Here is a 19,562-nt window from a genome sequence, read left to right as displayed (position 1 = left end):
CCGGCATCGTGCTCAGCCGCGCGTGTAGCGGTCGACGGCCGTCGACACGGCTTCGGCGATGAGACGCAGGAACACCGTGCCCATGCCGGGATGGAAACGGTTCGCGTCGAGGCTGCCGATCGCGAGCATGCCGATGTCGCCGATCGACAGCAGCACGGCCGAACGTACCTCGTCCGCGCGTGCGCCGAACAGCGCATCGAGCTTGTCCTGCTGCAGGCGCCCGCACAGTGGCTCGCCGCGCTTGAGGAACTCGGCGAAGGCGGGAAGCGAGGCCGCTCCGCCGGTCTCCACGAGCAGCCAGTCGGCGGCGGGCAGCGCCGGATCGGTGCGGAACAGCACGATGCGCACGAGGTCGGTCGCGAAATCCTCGGTCAGGCTCGCGACGACGCGCGTGACCGTGTCGGGCAGGCTGGTCGCGCGCATGAGCGCGAGGGTGAGCGTGTGCACGCGCACCATGAGCTGCTCGTTCTCGTGCGCGATGTCGATGAGCTCGCGCAGGCGCCGCGACAGCTCGGTGTTCTTGTCGCGCAGCACCTCGAGCTGGTAGCTCGCCAGCGACGCCGCCGGGCCCTGCTCGCGCGGCACGTGCAGGTTGATCGCGAGGTCCGGGAACTCCTTGAGGAAATCCGGGTGGCGGCGCAGGTAGCTCGCCACGTCCATCGCGTTGAGGCCTTCCTTCACGCTCAGCTCACTCATGCCAGGTTCCTTCGAAGACGAAAGCGGCCGGACCGGTCATCCACAGCGGATGGCCGGCGCCGGGCCAGCGGATGTCGAGGCTGCCACCGGGCAGCGTGACGCGCACCTCGTCGTCGACGAGGCCGCGACGGTGCAGCACCGCGACCGCGGCGCAGGCGCCACTGCCGCAGGCCAGGGTTTCGCCGACGCCGCGCTCCCACACGCGCAGCATGATCGCGTCACGCGCGACGCGCTGTGCGAAGCCGACATTGCAGCCGCGCGGGAACGCCGCCGCGTGTTCGACCTGCGGACCGAGCACGCCGACCGGTGCGGTCGCGATCTCGTCGACCTCGATCACCGCGTGCGGGTTGCCCATCGACACGGCGCCGATCTCGAGCGGACGGCCGACCACGTCGATCGTGTAGCGATCCTCTTCGTGCGCGACATCGAGCGGCAGCGCGGGCGGTGCGAAGCGCGGCTCGCCCATGTCGACGCGCACATGGCCGCCGGCGAGGATCTCGACGCCGACCGGCCCCGAGGGACTCTCCAGGCGCACGAGGCCCTCGCCGAGCAGACCCGCGCGCGCGAGCCACGCGGCGACACAGCGTGCGCCGTTGCCGCACTGGCCCGAGCGCGTGCCGTCGGTGTTCCAGATGCCGTAAGCGTAGGCGCAGTCCGGATCGCGCGCGGGCTCGATCGTGAGCAGCTGGTCGAAGCCGACGCCGAGATGGCGGTCGCCGAGGCGGCGGATCGCCTCGGTGCCGAGCGCGAGCGGGGCATCACGGCAGTCGACGACGACGAAATCGTTGCCGATCCCGTGCATCTTGGTGAACACGAGCGTCATCGTGCGTGCTCAGGAACCCGCGGGGGCCGGCGCAGGTACGGGACCCGTATTCGGCTTCACGAGGTCGCCCTTGTTGCCGCAGGCGGCGATCGCCGCGCACAGCGCGATCAGGCAGGTCAGGCGGGCGAGACGGGGCATGCGTCGGTCCGAGGATGAGCGGGTGCTGACCTTAGTATAGCCAGCGCGTCCGCACGCGCGCCGCGCGGCGGTATGCTCGACGCATGCCGTTGACGCCGTTCCTCATCGCCTTCTACGTGTTCGCGGGGTTCTGCGCGCTGTTCGCGCTGGCCAACGCGTTCGGCGCGCGGCGTCGCTGGCGTGGGCGTCGGCGTTTCGCCGCCTGCCACAGCGGCCTGTGGAGCCTCGTGTTCGTGCTGCTCGCGCTGCTCGGTGCGTTCGCGGGCAGTGCGCTGCTCGGCTACCGCCGACTGACCACCGAGACGCCGATCGCGATGCTCGATGCGCGCCAGCTCGGCGAGCGCCATTTCGCCGTACGCATCGAGTATCCCGACGGCACGCGCCGCACCACCGACCTGCACGGCGACCAGTGGCAGCTCGATGCGCGCGTCGTGAAGTGGACGCCGCAGGCCGTCGTGCTCGGTGCGCCGACCGTCTACCGCCTCGATCGCCTCAACGGCCGTTACGCCGACACGGCGATGGAAACCTCGCAGCCGCGCAGCGCGGTCGCGCTCGCCGACGACAATCCGGTCGACGTGCTCGACCTGCGTCGGCGCTTCCCCGAGTGGCTCGGGTGGATCGACGCCGACTACGGCAGCGCGGCCTACCTGCCGCTCGTCGACGGTGGCCGTTACACGGTCACGCTGGCGCCGACCGGTGGTCTCGTCGCGCGCCCCGCGGACGCGGCCACCGAGGAACGCCTGCGCCAGGCTGGCTGGTGACACTGCATTCGTGACGCGCTGCCGCCCCGCTGGCGCCGGGCGGGATTAGCATGCGACGGTCGCGCCCGGCATCGCGCCGAGGCGGAATGGGGTGCAGGGGAAAATTCCATGGCAGGAAAAGCGGTGAAGCCCGCCAAGGGCGGCGCGTCGTTCAAGCGCATCGCCTACGTGGTCGGTCTGGTCGTGCTGGTCACGGTGTACCTGTTCTTCAACGCCAACCAGATCGTGAAGCGCTCGCTCGAGAACGCCTACCCGGGCTGGGACATCAGCTACCGCGCCGCGTGGCCGCGCCTCGCCGGCGGTGCGACCGCGAGCGACGTGACCCTTGTACCCGTCTCCGGGATGACCGAGCACGCCTACCGCTTCGACAGCGTGCGCGTCGAGATCCCGTTCGTCGAATACACGACCGCGCTGGTCAAGCGCTCGAACTGGCTCAAGCGCATCCACAACGTGACCATGGTGTTCGAGGGCGGCCGCGGCAATCTCGAACTCCCGCTGTCACCCGACCTCGACCTGTTCGGTGCGGCCACGTTCGCGCCGTTCGAGGCCTCGGGCTGCGTCGAGCACGACCTGTGGCTCGAGGAGGAGTTCGCTGCGCTCGGCCTGCCGCTCGAACCGCTCACGATGACACGCACGTGGTCGCGTGCCAGCGGTCGCTTCGAGACCTCCACGCGCGTCGAGCGCCGCGGCATCGGCGCGATCGAGCACAAGGGCGTCGCCAACGTGCACGACAACCTGCCGCTGCTGAGCTACTACGAGACCGGCAAGGACGAACTCGTGTCCGATACCTGGATCGTGCGCGACGACGGCTTCGCCGAGGCGCGCAACGCCTACTGCGCACGCGAGGACGGCGTCACGCCCGAGGTGTTCGCGAACCGCCACGTGCGCACCGTGCAGCGCCTGCTGCAGTCGGCCGGCCTCGCCGCCGATGCCGGCTTCGTGTCGGCGTATGCGACGTACGCGAATGGCGGCGGCTCGATCGAGTTCGCGGTCGAATACCACGGTGATCCGCCGTTCGACGAGGATGACGAACCGACCTGGGGTGATGTCCTGCCGTACCTCGCCGGCCGGCTCACGATCAACGGCGTCGACCTCGGCATGCCGCTGCGCCAGACCACGGCGCGTCCGTTCCCCGAGGACGACGAACTGACCGCGTTCGCACGCCTGCAGCGCGAGACCGGCGAAGCCCCGGCGTCGGTCGATGCCGCGACCCCGGTCGCGGACGTGTCGACGCCGCCGCCGGCATCGACCGTGGGCAGCACGCCAATGCCATCCGGGTCGGAGGCCTTGCGTGCCTCGCTGGCGACGCTCGCGGCGCGCACGCCTGCGCCGGCGCCCGCACCGGCTGCCGACGAGCCGTTCCTCGCACCGCCTCAACCCGACGAAGCCATGGCCGGCGCGATCCGCGACTACCGCGAGCTCGGCAAGCAGGTCGGCCAGCGTTTCATCGTGCACTTCGCGACCAAGCCGGCGATGCGCGTCGAGATCGTCGGCATGGAGTCCGGCGTCGTCATGGTGCGGCGCCGCCTCGCGGGCGGCTGGACCGAACACCACCTCGAGCGCGCGGGCTTCCGCCACGCGGTGAGGTACTAGGTACCCGCGAGGCCGGTCGGAACTGGGGTCAGGTTCATTTGTCCGGTGAGCAGGCGCAGGAATCATGCGCGGCTCGGGACAAATGAACCTGACCCCAGCTTGATCAGCGTTCACGCCGGAACCGCCTGCCGCAGGCTCGTCGATCCCCGCTACGCGGCCGGCCGCAGCATCACCGCGGCACGACCGCTCGCGATCTCGTCGCCGGCGTGCACGATGCGGAACGTGTACTGCCACGCGGCCTCGCCGCCGAGCAGGCGCTCGGCGTGCACGTCGAGCGCGCCGTCGAGATCGTCGACGCGTGCCCGCGCGAGCGTGACACCGCGCAGGGACACGAGCAGGCCCGGCGACGCGGCCTGCCCGGCCGCACGCGCGAGCAGCGCACCGTGCACGGCCATCGCCTGCGCACCGTACTCGCACAGGTGCACGGCGCGCAGCATGCCGTCGCGGCGCAGCGGGTTGTCGGCGCGACGGTGCGACGCGCTGCGCGCATGGATCGCCTCGTCGTGCCAGTCGACCACCGTGTCGAGCAGGCACATGAGGCCCTGGTGCGGGATCAGGTGACCCCAGTCAGCCTTGGCGAGCATCGTGGCCTTTTCCGTCGAGCGGACCCGGCGCCCCGGCGCGCGTCTCGCGCGCCATGAGGATCGACAGGCAGAAATGGAAGCCGACACCGAGGCTCACGGTCAGGCCGATCGCGCGCAGCACCGGCAGCGACGACCATGCGAGCAATGCGAACACGAGCAAGGCCGAGACCACGCACACGAGCGTCGCGTGCAGCGTGCGGCGCGCCTCGGCCGCATCGGGTGCGATGCGTTCGAAGAACAGTGCGTAGTGCAGGCCGAGCCCGGCGGCGAGGGTCAGCGCGACGAGGTGGAACAGCGACATCGACACGCCGCAGGCGCGCAGCACGGCGAGCACGAGGATCGTCGCGAGCGTCATCGGCGCGAGCACGTGCCAGGCGCGGCGCACGTCGCGGAACGCCACGAGCACGGTCGCGACGAGCAGCACGACGGCGATGCCGAACGCGTGCAGGATACGCTCGCGGTAGGCCGCGACGAGCGACTCGGAGGCACCCTTGAGGTCGAGCAGGCGCACCGCGCCACCGGTCTTCTGCGCGATCGCGTCGAACGCGGCCGCGTCGTGCACGCCGATCAGCGTGCCGAGTCCGATCCATTGCCCGTCGTGCGGCACGAGCATCGCCTGCAGGCGCGCGCCCAGCGGCGACGAGGCGAAGCGCTCGGGCGTGAGCAGCTCGAGCGTGCGCGCGCGTTCGACGTCGTCGAGGAACGGTTCGAACAACCCGGCACGGAACGGCACGCCTTCGAGCGCTTCGCCGAGCATCGTCGACAAGGCGTCGCGCGTGGGCAGCGCGGCCTGGCGTTCGCGCTGCGTCGCGAGGCTCGGCAGGTAGCGGCTCGGCAGCTCGGCACCGTCGATCGCGCCGCGTTCGACGAGGGCGTCGACGTCGGGCGTGATGCGCTCGGACAGCGCGAGCACGCCATCGGCATCGGCCGCCTGCACGACGAGCAGGTAGCGCACGTCGGGCGCGCCTAGCGCGGCGCGCAGGCGGCCTTCGCGCTGCAGCAGGTCGGCGGGCACCGGGGTCAGCGCGGCGAGGTTGTTCTGCCAGAACGGTGTCGACGCCGTCGTGAGCATCACCGCCGACAGCGCGAGCAGCAGCGGCGGCAGCCAGCGCGGGCGCGGCAGGCCGTCGAGGAAGCGCCACGCGCGTTCGAGCCCCGGTGTGTCGGCGGCGTCGCGGAAGCGCTCGGGCAGCACGCGCGGCAGCAGGTGGCGCGTGCTCCATCCCGCGACGAGCAGGCCGACGATCGTGAACACCGCGAGCTGCTGCAGGCCTTCCACGCCCGAGGCGAAGAACGCGAGGTAGGCGATGCACGCCGAGGCGATCGCGGTCAGCAGCAGTGGCCACAGCGCACGCACGCTTTCGAGCGCGCTTTCGCCGGCGCGGCGATGGCTCAGCACGCGGATCGGGTATTCCTGGGCGACGCCGAGCAAGGTGAAGCCGAACGCGAGCGTGATGCCGTGCACCGCGTCGAACGCGAGCGCGATCGCGGCGATGCCGGCGAGTCCGCCCGAGACGATCGGCAGCGCGGCGAGGCCGAGCACGGCGATGCTGCGATAGGCCACGAGCAGCAGGATCACGAAGCCGATCGTGCTGAGGTGGCCGAGCCACTGCGCCTCGCCCTTCGTCGTGCGGCTCACGACGACACCGAAATAGCCGGGCCCGCTGATGACGAGCTCGGCACCGGCCATCGCGGGAAGGTCTCTACCGTAGGCCTGCAAAGCCTCGATCGCCGCGCCCTGCGCATCGGGGTCGAAGCCCGCGGCACGCGTCTGCACGAGCAGCAGAGCCTCGCCGTCCGGCGAGAACCACACGCCTTCGCGCACGAGCGGCGGCTTCGGCGGCGACCAGTGCTCGGCAAGCTTCATGATCTCGAGGGTCGGATCACGCGGCAGCAGCGGCTTGAGCAGCGTCGCGGCGGGCGAGCCGAGGTCTTCGAGGCGCTGCGCGAGTTCGTCGGCGAGCACGTCGCGGTCGAGCGGCGCGTCGTCGAATGACGGCGTCAGCAGGAAGCGGTACGGCAGCAGCGCGTCGTCGAGCAGGCCGCTCTCGAACGCACCGTTGGCGACCTGGGTGAAGCGCTCGTCGGCGCGCAACGCGTCGGCCATCGCGCGGCTCGCGGTAGCGAGTTCGCCGGCCGGCTTGCCCGACAGCGCGAGCAGCAGCAGGCGCGAACCCGGACCCTCGCCGATCTGCTCCATGAGCAGCTTCTGGTCCGGCGTCTGCGCCGGCGGCATGAAGCTGCGCAGGTCCGAGCCGACGTGCAGGTTGCGCTGCACGACCACGCCGAGCACCGCGAGCGCCGCGATCCAAGCGACCAGCAGCGCAAGCGTGGCGCGCCTCACTTCGGCGCGGTCCCGGCGCAGGTGATCTCGACGTTGCGTCGCGTGAGCGGCTTGGGCAGCTCGGCCGAGGCGAGCGCCTCGACGAGCAGGATGTTGGCGTCACCGTCGGCGTCGACGATGCCGAAGCAGCGCGCGCCGGCGTCGTCGCCATCGACTTCGATCGAGGCGACGCGTCGCTTCAGGCGTGCGTCCTTGGGTACGAGGCTCAGGTGCCAGCGCTGCGCGGTGCCGCGCGTGGTCAGCGTGAAATCCTGTGCGAGGACCGCCGCGTCACCACCGAGCAGCGCGCTGAAGCCGCGCAGGAAGCCCTCGAGCTCCGGCACCTGGCCGAGTGCGATCTCGCGCGGCTTGCGCGTGCCGCGCTGCACGCTGACCTGGCCGTCGGCGATCGTCGTCTGCTCCTTGTACGGCGTGTCGACGCGCTTGCCGAGCTTGCCGGGACCCAGGTACTCGAGTTCGCCGCGCACGACCAGCGGGCGGTCGAGCATCTGCGCGAAGCGCACTTCGGTATACGCGGTGCGCGCCGGTACCGGCCGCGCGAGTCCGGCGACGAGTGCCTGCGGATCGGGATCAGCCGCTGCGGCCAGGCACGGCAGCAGCATCCACGGCAGGCTCGTCAGCGCGAGGCGCGTCCAGGTTCCAGAAGTCATAGAAGTTGAACCAGTTGTAGGGATGGAGGCGCACATGCTGCTCGAGGCGCGTGGCGTAACGCTGCACGATCGCGCGCAGCTCGGCTTCGCGGCCGCGGCGCGGCAGGTCGAGGCGTTCGGCGAGCACTTCGAAGTGCAGGTCGTAGCGGCGACCGCCGCCGTAGATGCCCAGGCACAGCACGATCGGCACCTTGAGCATGCTCGCGATCAGGAACGGCGAGACCGGAAAGCGTGCCGGCGCGCCGAGGAAATCGACGATGACCGTGTTCTCGTGCGGCCGCGCGCGGTCGCCGAGCAGCGTCGCGAGCGCGCCTTCCTGCATCGCGTCGTGCAGCGCGAGCACGATCTCGTGGCCCGGTTGCGACGCGTCGATGACGTTGCGCGCGATCCCCGGGTTGAGCTCGTGCAGCAGTTCGGTCATGGCCGGCGTCTGCTGGGTGTCGAGCACGACGCGTACCTTCACGTCGGGGCGGCGCAGCGACAGCACGCGCAACGCCTCGAAGCTGCCGACGTGCGCGCCGAGCAGCAGCACGCCGCGGTCGGGGCGCATCTGGTCGTGCAGGTCGTCGATGCCGTGCACGCCGATGTCGAAACGGTCGAGGTGGCCGGTCAGCAGGAAGATGCGGTCGAGGATCGTCGCGGCGAAGCCGTGGATGTGGCGCATGACCTGCCACGCGCTCGCGGGGCGGCCCGTGATGCGCTCGAGGTAGGCACGCGAGGCGCGCCGCTCGGCGCCGCGGCGCAGGAAGAAGTACAGCGTGATCGGGTACAGCAGCAGGCGCGCCGGCCCGCGGCCCAGGCGCAGGCCGATCGTGCGGATGAGCCACAGTGCGAACCGGCCGCCGCCCTCCGACTGCTGCGTCCAGTGTCCATTCCTACTCATGCCAGCTCCCCTTCGCCGCCGAGTATGCCGATGCCATCGCGCGTGATGCGGAACTTCACGCGCGCCCCTTCGACCGTCGCCTGCAGCGCGGCGCGTTCGCCGGGCAGCAGCGGGGTCATGAACTTCACCGACGCGATGCGCGCGAGGCGGCCGAGGCCGGCCTCTTCGAGGCGCGCCGCGACATGGTCGAGCAGCACGACGCCCGGCACGACCGGCTGGCCCGGGAAGTGCCCGGGCAGGCTCGGATGCGTCGCGTCGATGCAGACCTCGCCGTCGAGTTCGCGCGCCGTGCTCATCGTGGCATCCCGCCGAGTTCGCTGAGCACGCGCGGCCAGTGCGCGACGAGCTGGCGCACGAAGCGCTGCGGCGACATGTGCGGGATGTGGCGCAGGTGCCAGCGCCGGAATGCGTACTCGACGATCATGAACACGGCCGGCACGAGATAGCCGCCCACGTGCAGGTAGCCGATCGACGGCGTCTGCGTGCTCGCATCGGCCGAGCCGCGCCACAGCAGCACGCCCATCAGCGCGGCCTGGCCGAGGAACAGCAACGTCCACGCGAGCGTGAGATGACGCGCGTAGTCGGCGACGCGCGGCAGCGCGAGGCGTTCGGCGCCTTCGACTGCCGTGATCACGCGTGCGATCAGCGGCACGCGTGGTGCGAACAGCGTGTGCCCGAACAGCGCGGCCATGCCGAGGTTGATCGCCACCGGCAGCGCATCGAGCGTGCTGCGCCCATGACCGGAGCGCGCGAGCAGCACGAGGCCTGCGGCGAACGCGATCCAGCCGATCCACGCGATGCGGTCGCCGCGCAGCAGGCGGCCGGCCAGCACGAGTCCCGCGAGGTAGATCAGGCAGCTCACCGACAGCCACGGGTTGCCGGTCGCGAGCGAGGTTGCGAGGAGCACCACCCAGATCGCCAGCGCGCCGAAGACGACGCCGCGGGCCGGGCCCGGGCGGGGCGCCTCGGAGCGGGCGGGAAGGCGCTGGTCCATGCAGGCGGGAACGCGCAGTGCGCAGGCAAAAACGGCCCGAGAATGTACCATGGCGGCCCGCACGCGAGGGTCACCGGCGTGCGTCGAATCTGAACGTTTTCGAGGAGTGGAGCGATGTCGACTGCGCCGTCCCCGGTCACCTGCGACGTGCTCGTCGTCGGTGGCGGCCCCGCCGGATCGACCGTGTCGACGCTGCTCGCGCGCAAGGGCTGGCAGGTGCTGCAGCTCGAGAAGGACGCCCACCCGCGCTTCCACATCGGCGAGTCGCTGCTTCCGTGCAACATGCCGATCCTCGAGGAGCTCGGTGCGCTCGAGAAGGTGCGCGCGATCGGCGTGCTCAAGCTCGGCGCGGATTTCCCGACCGGCGTCGACAGCTACCAGACCTTCCACTTCCGCCGCGCGCTGTGCGACTCGCCCGGTTACGCGTTCCAGGTGCGCCGCGAGGAATTCGACCAGCTGCTGTTCGAGCACGCACGCGAGAACGGCGTCGACGCGCGCGACTGCACGAAGGTGGAGTCGGTCGAGACCGACGGCATCGGCCGCGTGCGCGCCCAGGCACGCGACGCCGACGGCAACGCCTACGAGGTGCAGGCGCGCTACCTCGTCGACGCGAGCGGCCGCGACACGCTGCTCGGCAGCAAGCTCAAGCTCAAGCGCAAGAACGCCGACCACCAGACCGCAGCGATCTTCGCTCACTTCAAGGGCGTGCGGCACCGCGAAGGCGAGGACGCCGGCAACATCAGCATCTACCGTTTCGAGCACGGCTGGGCCTGGTTCATTCCGCTGCGCGACGGCGTCATGAGCGTCGGCTGCGTGGCGCGCCCCGAGTACCTCAAGCAGCGCCGCGGCGCCAACGACGCGTTCCTCATGGACACGCTCAAGCTCATGCCCGAGGCGTGGAAGCGCATGGAAGGCGCGGTCATGCAGGGCGGCGTGCGCGTGACCGGCAACTATTCCTACGTCTGCTCGCGCATGGGTGGCCCGGGCTGGATCATGGCCGGCGATGCCTGGGCGTTCGTCGATCCCCTGTTCTCGTCGGGCGTGTTCCTCGCGATGGACAGCGGCACGCAGGTCGCCGGCGTCGTCGACCATGTGCTGCGCGAACCCGCGCGCGAGTCCGCGCTGCAGACCGCGCTGCACCGGCGCATGCAGCGCGGCGTCGGCGTGTTCTCGTGGTTCATCTACCGCTTCAACTCGCCGGTCATGCGCCTGCTGTTCTCGCGGCCGAAGAACACCTGGCAGGTCGAGCAGGGCGTGATCTCGATGCTCGCCGGCGATGTGTTCGACAAGCCGCCCGTACATGCGCGCCTGCGCATCTTCAAGGTCATCTACGCGCTGCACGGCATGGCCTTCCTGCGCGGCTGGTTCGCCGAATGGCGCGAACGCCGGCGCCAGGCGCGCCTCGGCTTCACGGGCGGCAACACGCCGGTCGATCCGGCCTGAGCCTTCGCGTCGAGGCACGCGACGTGACAGCACGCGACCTTGCGCGCGCATGCATGCCGTTGCGCCGATCCTCCGCTCTTCCTGTCATTCCCGCGAAGGCGGGAATCCAGTGCCTTCGCCGTGCATGTCGTGACGTGGGCAGACTCACCGCTGGAGGTGGGGTCAGGTTCATTTGTCCAACCCACCGCTTCGACGACGACGCGATCGCTCCAGACAAATGAACCTGACCCCATCGAGTCGACCCCATCGAGTCCCATCGAGTCGGCCGTCGATCGACGTGGCCAGCAGGCTCCGCGACCTTCACGCCTGAACCGCGTCGCGGACGAACGTCCGCCCATGCCACCACCGCGCCAAAGGCCACATGGTGCCGATGACGCCGCATGCGACGAGCAGCACCGTGCCCGGCGACGGCCCCGCATGAACGACGAGCAGCGTGGGTGTATTGCCGAGCGCATGCACCGCGACCGCGACGAAGAGGTTGCGCGTCGCCGCGTAGACACCGGCCAGCACGACACCGCTCGCGAACAGCATCGGCATCGCGCCCGCGAGGTCGCCGACCGCGACACCCTCGTAGATCCGGATCGGCACGTGCATGAGCGCGAACAGCGCCTGCGAGGCCACCAGTGCCGCGAGCGCCGCGCGCATCGGCGGCATCGCGTCGGCGAAGCGCAGCTGCAGCTGGCGCCACACGAACGCGCGATACAGCGTCTCTTCCATGAGCGCGGTGCCGACGAGCTGCGCGAACACCGGACCGAACACGCGTCCCCACGCACCCCTCGAAAACGCATCGGTCACGCGTGGCGCATCGTGCGCGAGCCACGCACTCGCGTTGAGCGCGAGCCATAACACGACGAGCACGATCGCCGCCGGCACGAGATCACGCGCGATCCAGCCGAGCGCGCGCAGCGACTGGCCGCCAAGCGTCACGGCGAGCCACACACCGACGCCGCCGAACACGCTCGAAGCGAGCAGCGTCACCGAGATCCAGCCGCCGGTCGCGCGTTCGAGCGCGATCAGCGTCTCGCGCGGGAACCACGATGAGACGAAGAACGCCGACAGCGCGATTTCGCAGACGAGGATCGTGACGATGGCACGCGTCGAGGCGCGTCGCTCGGCAAGGGGCAGCATGGTCGATCTCCAGGCGGCGTCGTGCCGCATGGATCAGGACGGAACGCGGTCGCGGAAGCCGTCATCGGCGCTGCGATCCCGTCTGTCGATGCAGCGGAACCGAGGGACGCTCCCGGATTCCCGCAAGCCCTCAGGCGTCTTGTGCTGTCTTGTCCGCCTCCGCATGGGGCGCCGGCTTGCGCCCGAACTGCGCGATCAGCGCGCGCAACGCGGCCGGTTTGACCGGCTTGCGCAGCAGCGCGTAACCGAACTCGCGGGCTTTCGACGTGAGCTCGGCGCTGTTGTCGGCGGTGACCAGCGCGCACGGCGGCGGTGAAGGCAAGGCCTTGCGCAGCGCGGCCAGCGCGGAGAGGCCGTCGTCGCCGGCATCGAGGTGGTAGTCGGCGAGGATCAAGTCGGGTCGGCGTCGTGCCACCGCGTCGAGCGCTTCGGCAGTCGTCGCGGCGAGGTCGCAGGTCACGCCCCAGCGCGCGAGCAGCGCGGCCATGCCGTCGAGGATCGAGGCGTCGTTGTCGAGGCACAGCGCATGCAGGCCGCGCGGCATGCCGACCGCAGGTGCGGGCTCGCCTTCCTGGCGCGGCGCGACCGCGAGGGGTTCGGCGCGCGGCAGGTCGACCGCGAACACACAGCCACGCCCGGGCTGCGAGCGCAGGCTCAGGCGATGGCCGAGCAGGCGCGCCATGCGCTCGCAGATCGAAAGGCCGAGGCCGAGGCCCTTCTCGCCCCATGGCGAGACCTGCGAGCCGCGGCGGAACTCGTCGAAGATGCCGGCCTGTTGATCGGGGTCGATGCCGGGGCCCGAGTCGCGCACCTCGATGCGCACGTTGCCGTCGCGCAGCCGGCGCACGCCGAGCAGCACGCTGCCGTGGTGCGTGTAGCGAAGCGCATTGGAGAGGAAGTTCTGCAGGATGCGGCGCAGCACCTGCGGGTCGGTGCGCACCCAGGCCTTGCTCTCGAAGAACGCGAGCTTGATGCCGCGCGAGGCGGCCTGCACGCCGAACGGATGGCGCAACGGCGCGATCACCTCGGCGAGCGAGACCGTGCCGACATCGGCGTGGTACTTGCCCGCATCGAGTTTCGACGCTTCGAGCAGCGCATCGAGCAGGTCCTCGGCAGCCTTGAACGAGGTGTCGATACGCTCGACGATCTCGCCGGTTTCGGCGTCGAGGTCGGGCTGGTGGCGCAGCGCCGAGGTGAACAGGCGCGCGGCATTGAGCGGTTGCAGCAGGTCGTGGCTGGCCGCGGCGAGGAAGCGCGTCTTCGACTGGTTGGCGGCCTCGGCCTGGCGCTTGGCGCTCTCCTGCGCGGTCAGCGCCTCGCTGAGTTCGTGCGTGCGCTGCTCGACGCGCTGCTCGAGCGTCTCGTTGGCGTCGATGAGCGCCTGCTCGGCGCGCTTGTAGGCCGTGATGTCGGTGAACGTGGTGAGGTAGCCGCCGCCGGGCAGCGGGTCGCCGCGCGTCTCGATGACGCGGCCGTCGGCACGCCGACGCACGTAGACGTGTGGCAGGCCGCGGCGCAGGTGGGCCTGACGCTTGCTCACGAACTGGTCCGGATCGCCGGGACCGAGCAGGCCCTGAGCGGCGTTGTAGAGGATCAGGTCGGCGACCGGGCGGCCGACGTAGACGAAGCCTTCGGGATAGTCGAACAGGTCGAGGTAGCGGCGGTTCCACGCGACGATGCGCAGGTCGGCATCGACCACGCTGATGCCCTGCATCATGTTCTCGAACGTCACCGCGAGCAGCTCGCGGTTGAAGCGCAGCTCCTGCGAGGTCTCGTCGAGCATCGCCACCGCTTCGGACAGGTCCAGGCCGGTGCCGCGCAGTGCCGAGGTCAGCATGCGCCGCGCCGATGCCGCGCCGACCGCCGCCGAGAGCAGGCGCTCGGTGTGCTGCAGCAGGGCGCGATCGGCGGCCGCGTCGGGTGCCAGCGGCTTGCCGGTCGACTGCGTGAACTCGTCGAAGGCGCGCGTGGCGTTCTTCTCGCCGACGATGCGCTCGGCGACGTTGCGCAGGTCGCCGACGCTGACGCGGCCGCGCCACTCGCTGACCGGGGCCGGGCGGATCGAGGCCGGATCGAGGAACGCGGTCGCGCGCAGGCGCTCGTCGACGCTCGGGCGGAAGCGCAGCGAGACGAAGATCAGGCAGCCGACGTTGGCGAGCAGCGACCAGAACGTGCCATGCGTGATCGGCTCCCAGCCATGCAGGTAGAACAGCGCCTGCGGACTCAGCCAGCTGATGCCGAACGGACCGGCTTCGAGCCAGTTCGACGGCACCCAGCCGGCGAGCGCGAACGACGGCAGCAGCAAGGTGTAGCCCCACACGACGAAGCCCGCGACGAGCCCGGCCATCACGCCGGTGCGGCTCGCGCCGCGCCAGTACAGGCCGCCGACGATCGCCGGTGCGAACTGCGCGACCGCCGCGAACGACAGCAGGCCGATCGCGGCGAGGTTCTGGTGCTGGGTCGTGAAGCGGTAGTACGCGAACGCGAGCAGCGCGAGCAGCACGATCGCGACGCGGCGCACGCCGAGCACGATGCCCGAGAGGTCGCCGCGCTTTTCCAGGTGCAGCGAGCGGATGCGCAGCAGGGCCGGCATGACGAGGTCGTTGCTGACCATCGTCGCGAGCGCGACCGAGGCGACGATGACCATGCCGGTCGCCGCCGAGAAACCGCCGATGTAGGCGAACACGGCGAGCAGGCCGTTGCCGTGTGCCATCGGCAGCCACAGCACGTAGGCGTCGGCCGATACCGACGTGCCCGCCGCGGCGCGTGCGCCCGCGTGCACGATCGGCAGCACGAGCACGCAGATGATCGCGAGGTACAGCGGGAACATCCAGCGCGCGCGGCGCAGGTCGGCCGGGTTCTCGCACTCGACCACGCCGACCTGGAACTGGCGCGGCAGGCAGAAGATCGCCGCGAACGCGAGCACGGTCTGCGCGAAGAAGCCGCCCGGCAGTTCGTGCGTGGCGACCTGGCGCAGCGGCTCGCGGAAGGCCTCGCCGATGTCCGACTGCATGAGCGCGTACAGGCCCACCGCGACGAACGCGAGCAGCTTGACCAGCGACTCGGCGGCCACCGCGAGCATCATGCCGTGGTGGTGCTCGGTCGCGTCGATGCCGCGCGTGCCGAACAGGATCGCGAACACCGCGAGCAGCAGCGCGACCCACAGCGCGCTGTCGGCGAGCAGCGGCGTCATGCCCGTGGCCGTGCCGGTGCGCGTGAGCACGTCGAAGCCCATCGACACGGCCTTCAGCTGCAAGGCCACGTACGGCACGATCGCGGTCACCGCGATGATGGTTACCAGCGCGCCGAGCATGTGCGACTTGCCGAAACGCGCGCCGATGAAGTCGGCGATCGAGGTGACCTTGCGCTCCTTGGCGATCAGCACGAGGCGCCGGAACAGTCCGAAGCCGAGCACGAACAGCAGGATCGGACCGAGGTAGATCGGCAGGAACGACAGGCCCGAGCGCGCCGCCGTGCCGACCGCGCCGTAGAACGTCCACGACGAGCAGTACACGGCCAGGGCGAGGCTGTAGACGATCGGCCGCAGCCACTCGCGCGACGGGTACAACGGCTTGCGGTCGCCGTAGTAGGCCAGCGCGAACAGTCCGCCCACGTAGAGGACGGACACGAGCAGGAGGATCCAGGCGGGGATCACGCGGGGCGCGGTTCCTGGCGGCGACGGAACGGCGATTGTAGGCCGCGCGGTGGCTCGGGCGCGCGGTCTGCGCCGCCCGGGTTCGCCGCGTCGGCTCGCGCGTCATGTCGTCGGGGCAGACGAAGCGCAGAGGCCGGGGTCAGGTTCATTTGCCGGTGGCATGCTGCGGATCTCGGTTGCACGTCAAGGCAAATGAACCTGACCCCAGCTTCCGACCCTCACCAGATGCGTGGCTGGCGAATCTGCGGGTGGAAGAATGGAAGGAGGTGGCGCCGCGGAATGTCGATTCGCGACGCGGCCGGCGCCCCTCGTGGCACATCGCTCCGGCGTCATCCGGCAGCAGGGACACGCCGTGGCTTGACGATGCGCCGCGCGCCCCCAAGCATGCGGCATGCTGCGCATCGACCATCACGGCTTCGAGGAGGCCGCCGGCGCCCTCGCGCTCGGCGACGACGAGGTCCACCTGTGGCTGCTCGACGTGTCGGGTCCGGCCACGGCGCGCGCGCTGTCGGCGCTCGCGCATGCCGAGCTCGGCCGCCGCCTGCAGGCCTACGCGGGTAGCGCCACGCCGCCGGCGCTCGCGCGCGCCGAACACGGCAAGCCGTACGCGCTCGATCCCGCCTACCCGCGCTTCAACCTGAGCCACGGCGGCTCGCGCATCGCGCTTGCGTTCGCACGCGGCGTCGAGGTCGGCATCGATGTCGACGCGACGACACGCCGGCGTGGCGCGCTCGCGCTGGCCGAGCGCTTCTTCGCGGCCGAGGAAACGAGCGTGCTCGCCGCGCTCGCGCCCGAACGTCGCGAAGAGGCCTTCATGCATCTGTGGACGTGCAAGGAAGCCGTGCTCAAGGCGGTCGGGCGTGGCCTCGCATTCGGCCTCGATCGCCTGCGTTTCGGATTCGACGAAGCGGCCTCACCCGAGGCGCTCGTGGCGATCGCCGATGAAGCCGGCACGCCGGGCGACTGGAACCTCGCGCGTTTCGATGCCGGGGAAGGCCACGCGGGCGCACTGGCATGGCGTGGCGGCGCGCGCCGTGTGCGCGCGTTCCGGGGTGCCGTGGTGGTGCCGGGAGGCTGAGGCCTCAGGCGGCGCGGTGCTGCTCGATGTGCTGCGAGAGCGCGCGCAGGCTGCCGAAGATCTTGCGGTTGTCCGGGTTGTCCGAGCGCAGCTGGAAGCCATAGCGCTTGGACACCGCGAGAGCGAGCTCGAGTGCGTCGATCGAATCCAGGCCGAGGTCGCCCTCGCCGAACAGCGGCGCGTCGGGATCGATCGCGGCGGGCTGCACCCCCTCGATGTTGAGGCTGGAGACGACGAGTTCGGCCAGTTCGCGTTCGGCCGGCGTCTGGGAGGGCGATGCCTGGAGTTCGGTCACGGTGTCTTTTCCTGCCTCTGGACGAGGTCGATGCGCAGGGTTGGAAGGCCGGGCAGTGTATCATCCGCGCCCGCCGCACTCGCTGCGCTGACCGGTTTTCACCGCTCCTGAACGTGTCCGCCCTGCCCGTCGACCCGCCCCGCGCGCTGCCTCCGCTGCGCGTCACCTACGCCCACGCCGCCCTCGACGACGTGCTCGCCGATCGCGGCGTGCTCTCGGCGATCGATTTCGGACACGGCGACGCGGCGACGCGTGATCCGCGCCACGTGCGCGTCGCGCTGCAGCCGCTCGGTGATGCTCCGGTCGAGGTCTGGCACGCCCGCGGCGAGGTGCACACGGGCCGCGAGGGCGAGGTGCGCTGGAGCCGCGACGACGACTACCTGTTCTTTGCGGTCGAGATCGACGAGCACGAGGCCGGCGGACCCGACGCGGCCGCCGAACGTGCGTATTGCGCGATCGGCCACCTGCTCGCGACGGTGCGTTTCGCCGACGGTTCGCCCGCGCACGTGCTGCGCCTGTGGAACTACCTCGACGCGATCAACGACGGCGACGGTGACGACGAGCGCTACCGTCACTTCTGCGCCGGGCGCGCGCGCGGCATCGCGCTGCCCGAAGGACGCGGCTTCCCGGCCGCGACCGCGATCGGCGCTATCGATGGCCGTCGCGTGCTGCAGGTCTACGGCCTCGCCGCGCGCGCCGACGGCGAACGCATCGAGAACCCGCGCCAGGTCAGTGCGTGGCGCTACCCGCGCGAGTACGGCCCGACCCCGCCGACCTTCGCGCGTGCGATGCGCACGCCGGCCGCGCAGCTGCTGATCTCGGGCACCGCCGCGGTCGTCGGCCATGCTTCGCAGCACGCCGGCGACACCGCCGCGCAGGTCGAGGAGACGCTCGACAACCTCGGCGTGCTGTTCGCGGCGATACCGGCCGGAAGTACGCCGACCCTGCTCAAGGCCTACGTGCGCGACGCGGCCGATGCCGACGCGGTACGCGCGGCAATCCGTGCGCGCCTGCCGGGGCTTGAAGGCCTCGTCATCCTGCACGGCGACATCTGCCGGCGCGAGCTGCGCGTCGAAGTCGACGGCATCCGCGGCGGCTGACGCCTGCCGGCATCGCGCGGCGGCGTGCTAGCGTCGCGTCGATGCCGTCGAACGAATCGTCCCCGCCACCGACCCTGCTGCGCGCGGTCAGCCGCTGGCAGGTGCTCGGCCTGTCGATCAACGACGTGGTCGGCAGCGGCATCTACCTGCTTCCGATGAGCGCCGCGCTGCTGCTCGGTCCGGCGAGCCCGTGGGCCGTGCTCGTCGCCGGCGTCGCGGTCGCGCTGCTCGTGCTCTGCTACGCGCAGGCGGCGAGCTGGTTCGACCAGCCCGGCGGCGCGTACCTGTATGCGCGCGAGGCGTTCGGCCCGTTCGTCGGTTTCCAGATCGGCTGGATGACGTGGCTCACGCGCATCGCGGTCGCGGCGGCCCTGTCCAACGGCTTTGCTCTCGCGCTCGCGGCGTTCGTGCCGGCGCTCGCCGAGGGCGCGCCGCGTGTCGCGGTCGTCGTGGGTGTGCTCGTGTTCGCGACCCTCGTCAACGTGATCGGCGTGCGTTCGGGTGCGCGCACGGCCATCGTGCTCGTGGTCGGCAAACTCGTGCCACTGGTCGTGTTCGTCGCGCTCGGCGCCTGGCATGTCGATCCCGCAGCCTTGCGCATCGACGCCTGGCCGCCGCTCGAGAACCTCGGCAAGGCCGCGTTGCTGCTGCTGTTTGCTTACGCCGGATTCGAGAACTCGCCCGCTGCGGCGGGCGAGTACCGCGATCCGCGCCGCGACCTGCCGGCTGCGCTCGTGCGCATGATCGTGATCGTGACGCTGCTCTACCTCGGCGTGCAGGTCGTCGCGCTCGGCACGCTGCCGGGACTCGCCACGGCCAAGGCACCGCTGGCGGAGGCGATGTCGGGCTTCGCGGGCATGGCCGGCGTGCTGCTCGTCGGCGCCGGCGCGACGATCTCGATCCTCGGCACGCTCAGCACGACGATGCTGTTCGGGCCTCGATTCCTCTACGCGATGGCGCGCGACGGCCACGCACCGGGCGTGCTCGCGCGCGTGCATCCGCGCTTCCGCACGCCGTACGTGGCGATCCTCGTGCAGGCCGCGCTGTCGATCGCGCTCGCGCTCAGCGGCAGCTTCGTCGAGCTCGCGCTGCTGTCGATGGTGGCGCGCCTGTGCGCCTACATGGGCACCGCCGCATCGGTGCTGCGCCTGCGCACGCGCTTCGCGTCGCGCGAGGGTGCGCTCGTGCTGCCGGGCGGTGCACTGATCCCTTCCGCTGCCCTGCTGCTCGCGTTCGTGCTGCTGCTCAGCGCGGAAGCGAAGCATCTCGCCGCTGGCGCGCTCGCGCTCGTCGTCGGTGCGCTGGTCTATGCGTGGCAGGCGCGGCGCGCATGACATGGGGTCAGGTTCATTTTTCCTCGCAAGGCCCCGTGCTGGCGGTAGGCGATGCGAAGAAAT

At 70.9% G+C, this 19,562-nt stretch carries 18 protein-coding genes; 6 read left to right on the top strand and 12 right to left on the bottom strand.

The genetic code is table 11. The annotated features are described in order from the left end of the window. Window positions 1-12 precede the first annotated feature (12 nt). From ACQQ2N_RS06540 to lptM, 3 genes are read right to left on the bottom strand one after another with little or no spacing between them, the layout of a single operon-like run. Window positions 13-696, bottom strand: a complete 684-nt coding sequence (locus ACQQ2N_RS06540) for a DUF484 family protein (protein WP_440224893.1) — start codon at window positions 694-696, stop codon at window positions 13-15. Continuing rightward, entirely contained in the window at window positions 689-1,519 is an 831-nt protein-coding gene (dapF, locus tag ACQQ2N_RS06535; RefSeq protein WP_440224892.1) for a diaminopimelate epimerase, read from the bottom strand. The genes ACQQ2N_RS06540 and dapF overlap by 8 nt, the downstream gene beginning before the upstream one ends. A gap of 9 nt (window positions 1,520-1,528) precedes the next feature. Then, on the bottom strand, window positions 1,529-1,657 hold the full coding sequence (gene lptM, locus ACQQ2N_RS06530) for an LPS translocon maturation chaperone LptM (RefSeq protein ID WP_440224891.1): 129 nt from the start codon (window positions 1,655-1,657) through the stop codon (window positions 1,529-1,531). Window positions 1,658-1,740: 83 nt separating this feature from the next. Between lptM and ACQQ2N_RS06525 the strand changes: the two genes are divergently transcribed. Both ACQQ2N_RS06525 and ACQQ2N_RS06520 read left to right on the top strand, forming a co-directional pair. Continuing rightward, entirely contained in the window at window positions 1,741-2,418 is a 678-nt protein-coding gene (locus tag ACQQ2N_RS06525; RefSeq protein ID WP_440224890.1) for a hypothetical protein, read from the top strand. 123 nt (window positions 2,419-2,541) lie between these two features. Continuing rightward, entirely contained in the window at window positions 2,542-4,011 is a 1,470-nt protein-coding gene (locus ACQQ2N_RS06520) for a hypothetical protein (protein ID WP_440224889.1), read from the top strand. 149 nt (window positions 4,012-4,160) lie between these two features. Here the strand turns inward: ACQQ2N_RS06520 and ACQQ2N_RS06515 are convergent, their stop codons facing one another. The 6 genes from ACQQ2N_RS06515 to ACQQ2N_RS06490 are packed head-to-tail and all read right to left on the bottom strand — an operon-like array spanning window position 4,161 to window position 9,466. Then, on the bottom strand, window positions 4,161-4,595 hold the full coding sequence (locus tag ACQQ2N_RS06515; RefSeq protein WP_440224888.1) for a phosphotransferase: 435 nt from the start codon (window positions 4,593-4,595) through the stop codon (window positions 4,161-4,163). Beyond that, window positions 4,579-6,939, bottom strand: coding sequence for an MMPL family transporter (locus ACQQ2N_RS06510; protein ID WP_440224887.1), 2,361 nt, complete (start codon window positions 6,937-6,939; stop codon window positions 4,579-4,581). The genes ACQQ2N_RS06515 and ACQQ2N_RS06510 overlap by 17 nt, the downstream gene beginning before the upstream one ends. Beyond that, the gene (locus ACQQ2N_RS06505) at window positions 6,936-7,541 is read right to left on the bottom strand and encodes a LolA-related protein (RefSeq protein WP_440224886.1); all 606 of its coding nucleotides are present in this window, start codon (window positions 7,539-7,541) and stop codon (window positions 6,936-6,938) included. The genes ACQQ2N_RS06510 and ACQQ2N_RS06505 overlap by 4 nt, the downstream gene beginning before the upstream one ends. Then, a complete protein-coding gene (locus ACQQ2N_RS06500) occupies window positions 7,510-8,472 on the bottom strand; it encodes an LpxL/LpxP family acyltransferase (RefSeq protein ID WP_440224885.1) in 963 nt (320 codons plus the stop codon). The genes ACQQ2N_RS06505 and ACQQ2N_RS06500 overlap by 32 nt, the downstream gene beginning before the upstream one ends. Next, a complete protein-coding gene (locus ACQQ2N_RS06495) occupies window positions 8,469-8,768 on the bottom strand; it encodes a hydroxymyristoyl-ACP dehydratase (RefSeq protein WP_440224884.1) in 300 nt (99 codons plus the stop codon). The genes ACQQ2N_RS06500 and ACQQ2N_RS06495 overlap by 4 nt, the downstream gene beginning before the upstream one ends. Beyond that, window positions 8,765-9,466: a hypothetical protein gene (locus ACQQ2N_RS06490; RefSeq protein WP_440224883.1), complete on the bottom strand. Its 702-nt coding sequence runs from the start codon at window positions 9,464-9,466 to the stop codon at window positions 8,765-8,767. Before ACQQ2N_RS06490 ends, ACQQ2N_RS06495 begins: the two co-directional genes overlap by 4 nt. 114 nt (window positions 9,467-9,580) lie before the next feature. Here ACQQ2N_RS06490 and ACQQ2N_RS06485 point away from each other — a divergent pair, with 114 nt between their 5' ends. After that, the gene (locus ACQQ2N_RS06485; protein WP_440224882.1) at window positions 9,581-10,909 is read left to right on the top strand and encodes an NAD(P)/FAD-dependent oxidoreductase; all 1,329 of its coding nucleotides are present in this window, start codon (window positions 9,581-9,583) and stop codon (window positions 10,907-10,909) included. A 300-nt stretch (window positions 10,910-11,209) separates the two neighbouring features. Here ACQQ2N_RS06485 and ACQQ2N_RS06480 read toward each other — a convergent pair whose 3' ends face one another. Both ACQQ2N_RS06480 and ACQQ2N_RS06475 read right to left on the bottom strand, forming a co-directional pair. Then, window positions 11,210-12,037 carry a lysostaphin resistance A-like protein gene (locus ACQQ2N_RS06480; RefSeq protein WP_440224881.1) on the bottom strand — a complete coding sequence of 276 codons (828 nt, stop codon included), beginning with the start codon at window positions 12,035-12,037 and terminating at the stop codon, window positions 11,210-11,212. Window positions 12,038-12,167: 130 nt separating this feature from the next. After that, the gene (locus ACQQ2N_RS06475) at window positions 12,168-15,692 is read right to left on the bottom strand and encodes a hybrid sensor histidine kinase/response regulator (RefSeq protein ID WP_440224880.1); all 3,525 of its coding nucleotides are present in this window, start codon (window positions 15,690-15,692) and stop codon (window positions 12,168-12,170) included. 391 nt (window positions 15,693-16,083) lie between these two features. Between ACQQ2N_RS06475 and ACQQ2N_RS06470 the strand changes: the two genes are divergently transcribed. Further along, on the top strand, window positions 16,084-16,770 hold the full coding sequence (locus tag ACQQ2N_RS06470; RefSeq protein WP_440224879.1) for a 4'-phosphopantetheinyl transferase family protein: 687 nt from the start codon (window positions 16,084-16,086) through the stop codon (window positions 16,768-16,770). A gap of 4 nt (window positions 16,771-16,774) precedes the next feature. On the opposite strand, the gene ACQQ2N_RS06465 is transcribed toward ACQQ2N_RS06470, so the two are convergent. Continuing rightward, window positions 16,775-17,065, bottom strand: a complete 291-nt coding sequence (locus ACQQ2N_RS06465) for a phosphopantetheine-binding protein (RefSeq protein WP_440224878.1) — start codon at window positions 17,063-17,065, stop codon at window positions 16,775-16,777. 113 nt (window positions 17,066-17,178) lie between these two features. On the opposite strand from ACQQ2N_RS06465, the gene ACQQ2N_RS06460 reads away from it, so the two are divergent. Both ACQQ2N_RS06460 and ACQQ2N_RS06455 read left to right on the top strand, forming a co-directional pair. Then, the gene (locus ACQQ2N_RS06460; RefSeq protein ID WP_440224877.1) at window positions 17,179-18,165 is read left to right on the top strand and encodes a pteridine-dependent deoxygenase; all 987 of its coding nucleotides are present in this window, start codon (window positions 17,179-17,181) and stop codon (window positions 18,163-18,165) included. Between the two features lie 41 nt (window positions 18,166-18,206). Further along, window positions 18,207-19,499 (top strand): APC family permease, encoded by a 1,293-nt coding sequence (locus ACQQ2N_RS06455; protein ID WP_440224876.1) that lies wholly within the window; start codon window positions 18,207-18,209, stop codon window positions 19,497-19,499. The last annotated feature ends 63 nt before the right edge of the window (window positions 19,500-19,562 follow it).

The organism is Dokdonella aquatica (assembly GCF_051987395.1).
In the GTDB taxonomy this organism is placed as follows: Bacteria; Pseudomonadota; Gammaproteobacteria; order Xanthomonadales; family Rhodanobacteraceae; genus Dokdonella.
The sequence above is the reverse complement of the archived record's forward strand: the minus strand, read 5'-3'. Positions and strand labels throughout refer to the sequence as shown.

What these genes read in the sequence shown, in the direction of transcription:
- ACQQ2N_RS06490 (WP_440224883.1), bottom strand. Translation starts at nt 9,466, where the DNA reads ATGGACCAGCGCCTTCCCGCCCGCTCCGAGGCGCCCCGCCCGGGCCCG.
- dapF (WP_440224892.1), bottom strand. Translation starts at nt 1,519, where the DNA reads ATGACGCTCGTGTTCACCAAGATGCACGGGATCGGCAACGATTTCGTC.
- lptM (WP_440224891.1), bottom strand. Translation starts at nt 1,657, where the DNA reads ATGCCCCGTCTCGCCCGCCTGACCTGCCTGATCGCGCTGTGCGCGGCG.
- ACQQ2N_RS06495 (WP_440224884.1), bottom strand. Translation starts at nt 8,768, where the DNA reads ATGAGCACGGCGCGCGAACTCGACGGCGAGGTCTGCATCGACGCGACG.
- ACQQ2N_RS06455 (WP_440224876.1), top strand. Translation starts at nt 18,207, where the DNA reads ATGCCGTCGAACGAATCGTCCCCGCCACCGACCCTGCTGCGCGCGGTC.
- ACQQ2N_RS06470 (WP_440224879.1), top strand. Translation starts at nt 16,084, where the DNA reads ATGCTGCGCATCGACCATCACGGCTTCGAGGAGGCCGCCGGCGCCCTC.
- ACQQ2N_RS06525 (WP_440224890.1), top strand. Translation starts at nt 1,741, where the DNA reads ATGCCGTTGACGCCGTTCCTCATCGCCTTCTACGTGTTCGCGGGGTTC.
- ACQQ2N_RS06505 (WP_440224886.1), bottom strand. Translation starts at nt 7,541, where the DNA reads ATGCTGCTGCCGTGCCTGGCCGCAGCGGCTGATCCCGATCCGCAGGCA.
- ACQQ2N_RS06485 (WP_440224882.1), top strand. Translation starts at nt 9,581, where the DNA reads ATGTCGACTGCGCCGTCCCCGGTCACCTGCGACGTGCTCGTCGTCGGT.
- ACQQ2N_RS06500 (WP_440224885.1), bottom strand. Translation starts at nt 8,472, where the DNA reads ATGAGTAGGAATGGACACTGGACGCAGCAGTCGGAGGGCGGCGGCCGG.
- ACQQ2N_RS06480 (WP_440224881.1), bottom strand. Translation starts at nt 12,037, where the DNA reads ATGCTGCCCCTTGCCGAGCGACGCGCCTCGACGCGTGCCATCGTCACG.
- ACQQ2N_RS06540 (WP_440224893.1), bottom strand. Translation starts at nt 696, where the DNA reads ATGAGTGAGCTGAGCGTGAAGGAAGGCCTCAACGCGATGGACGTGGCG.
- ACQQ2N_RS06515 (WP_440224888.1), bottom strand. Translation starts at nt 4,595, where the DNA reads ATGCTCGCCAAGGCTGACTGGGGTCACCTGATCCCGCACCAGGGCCTC.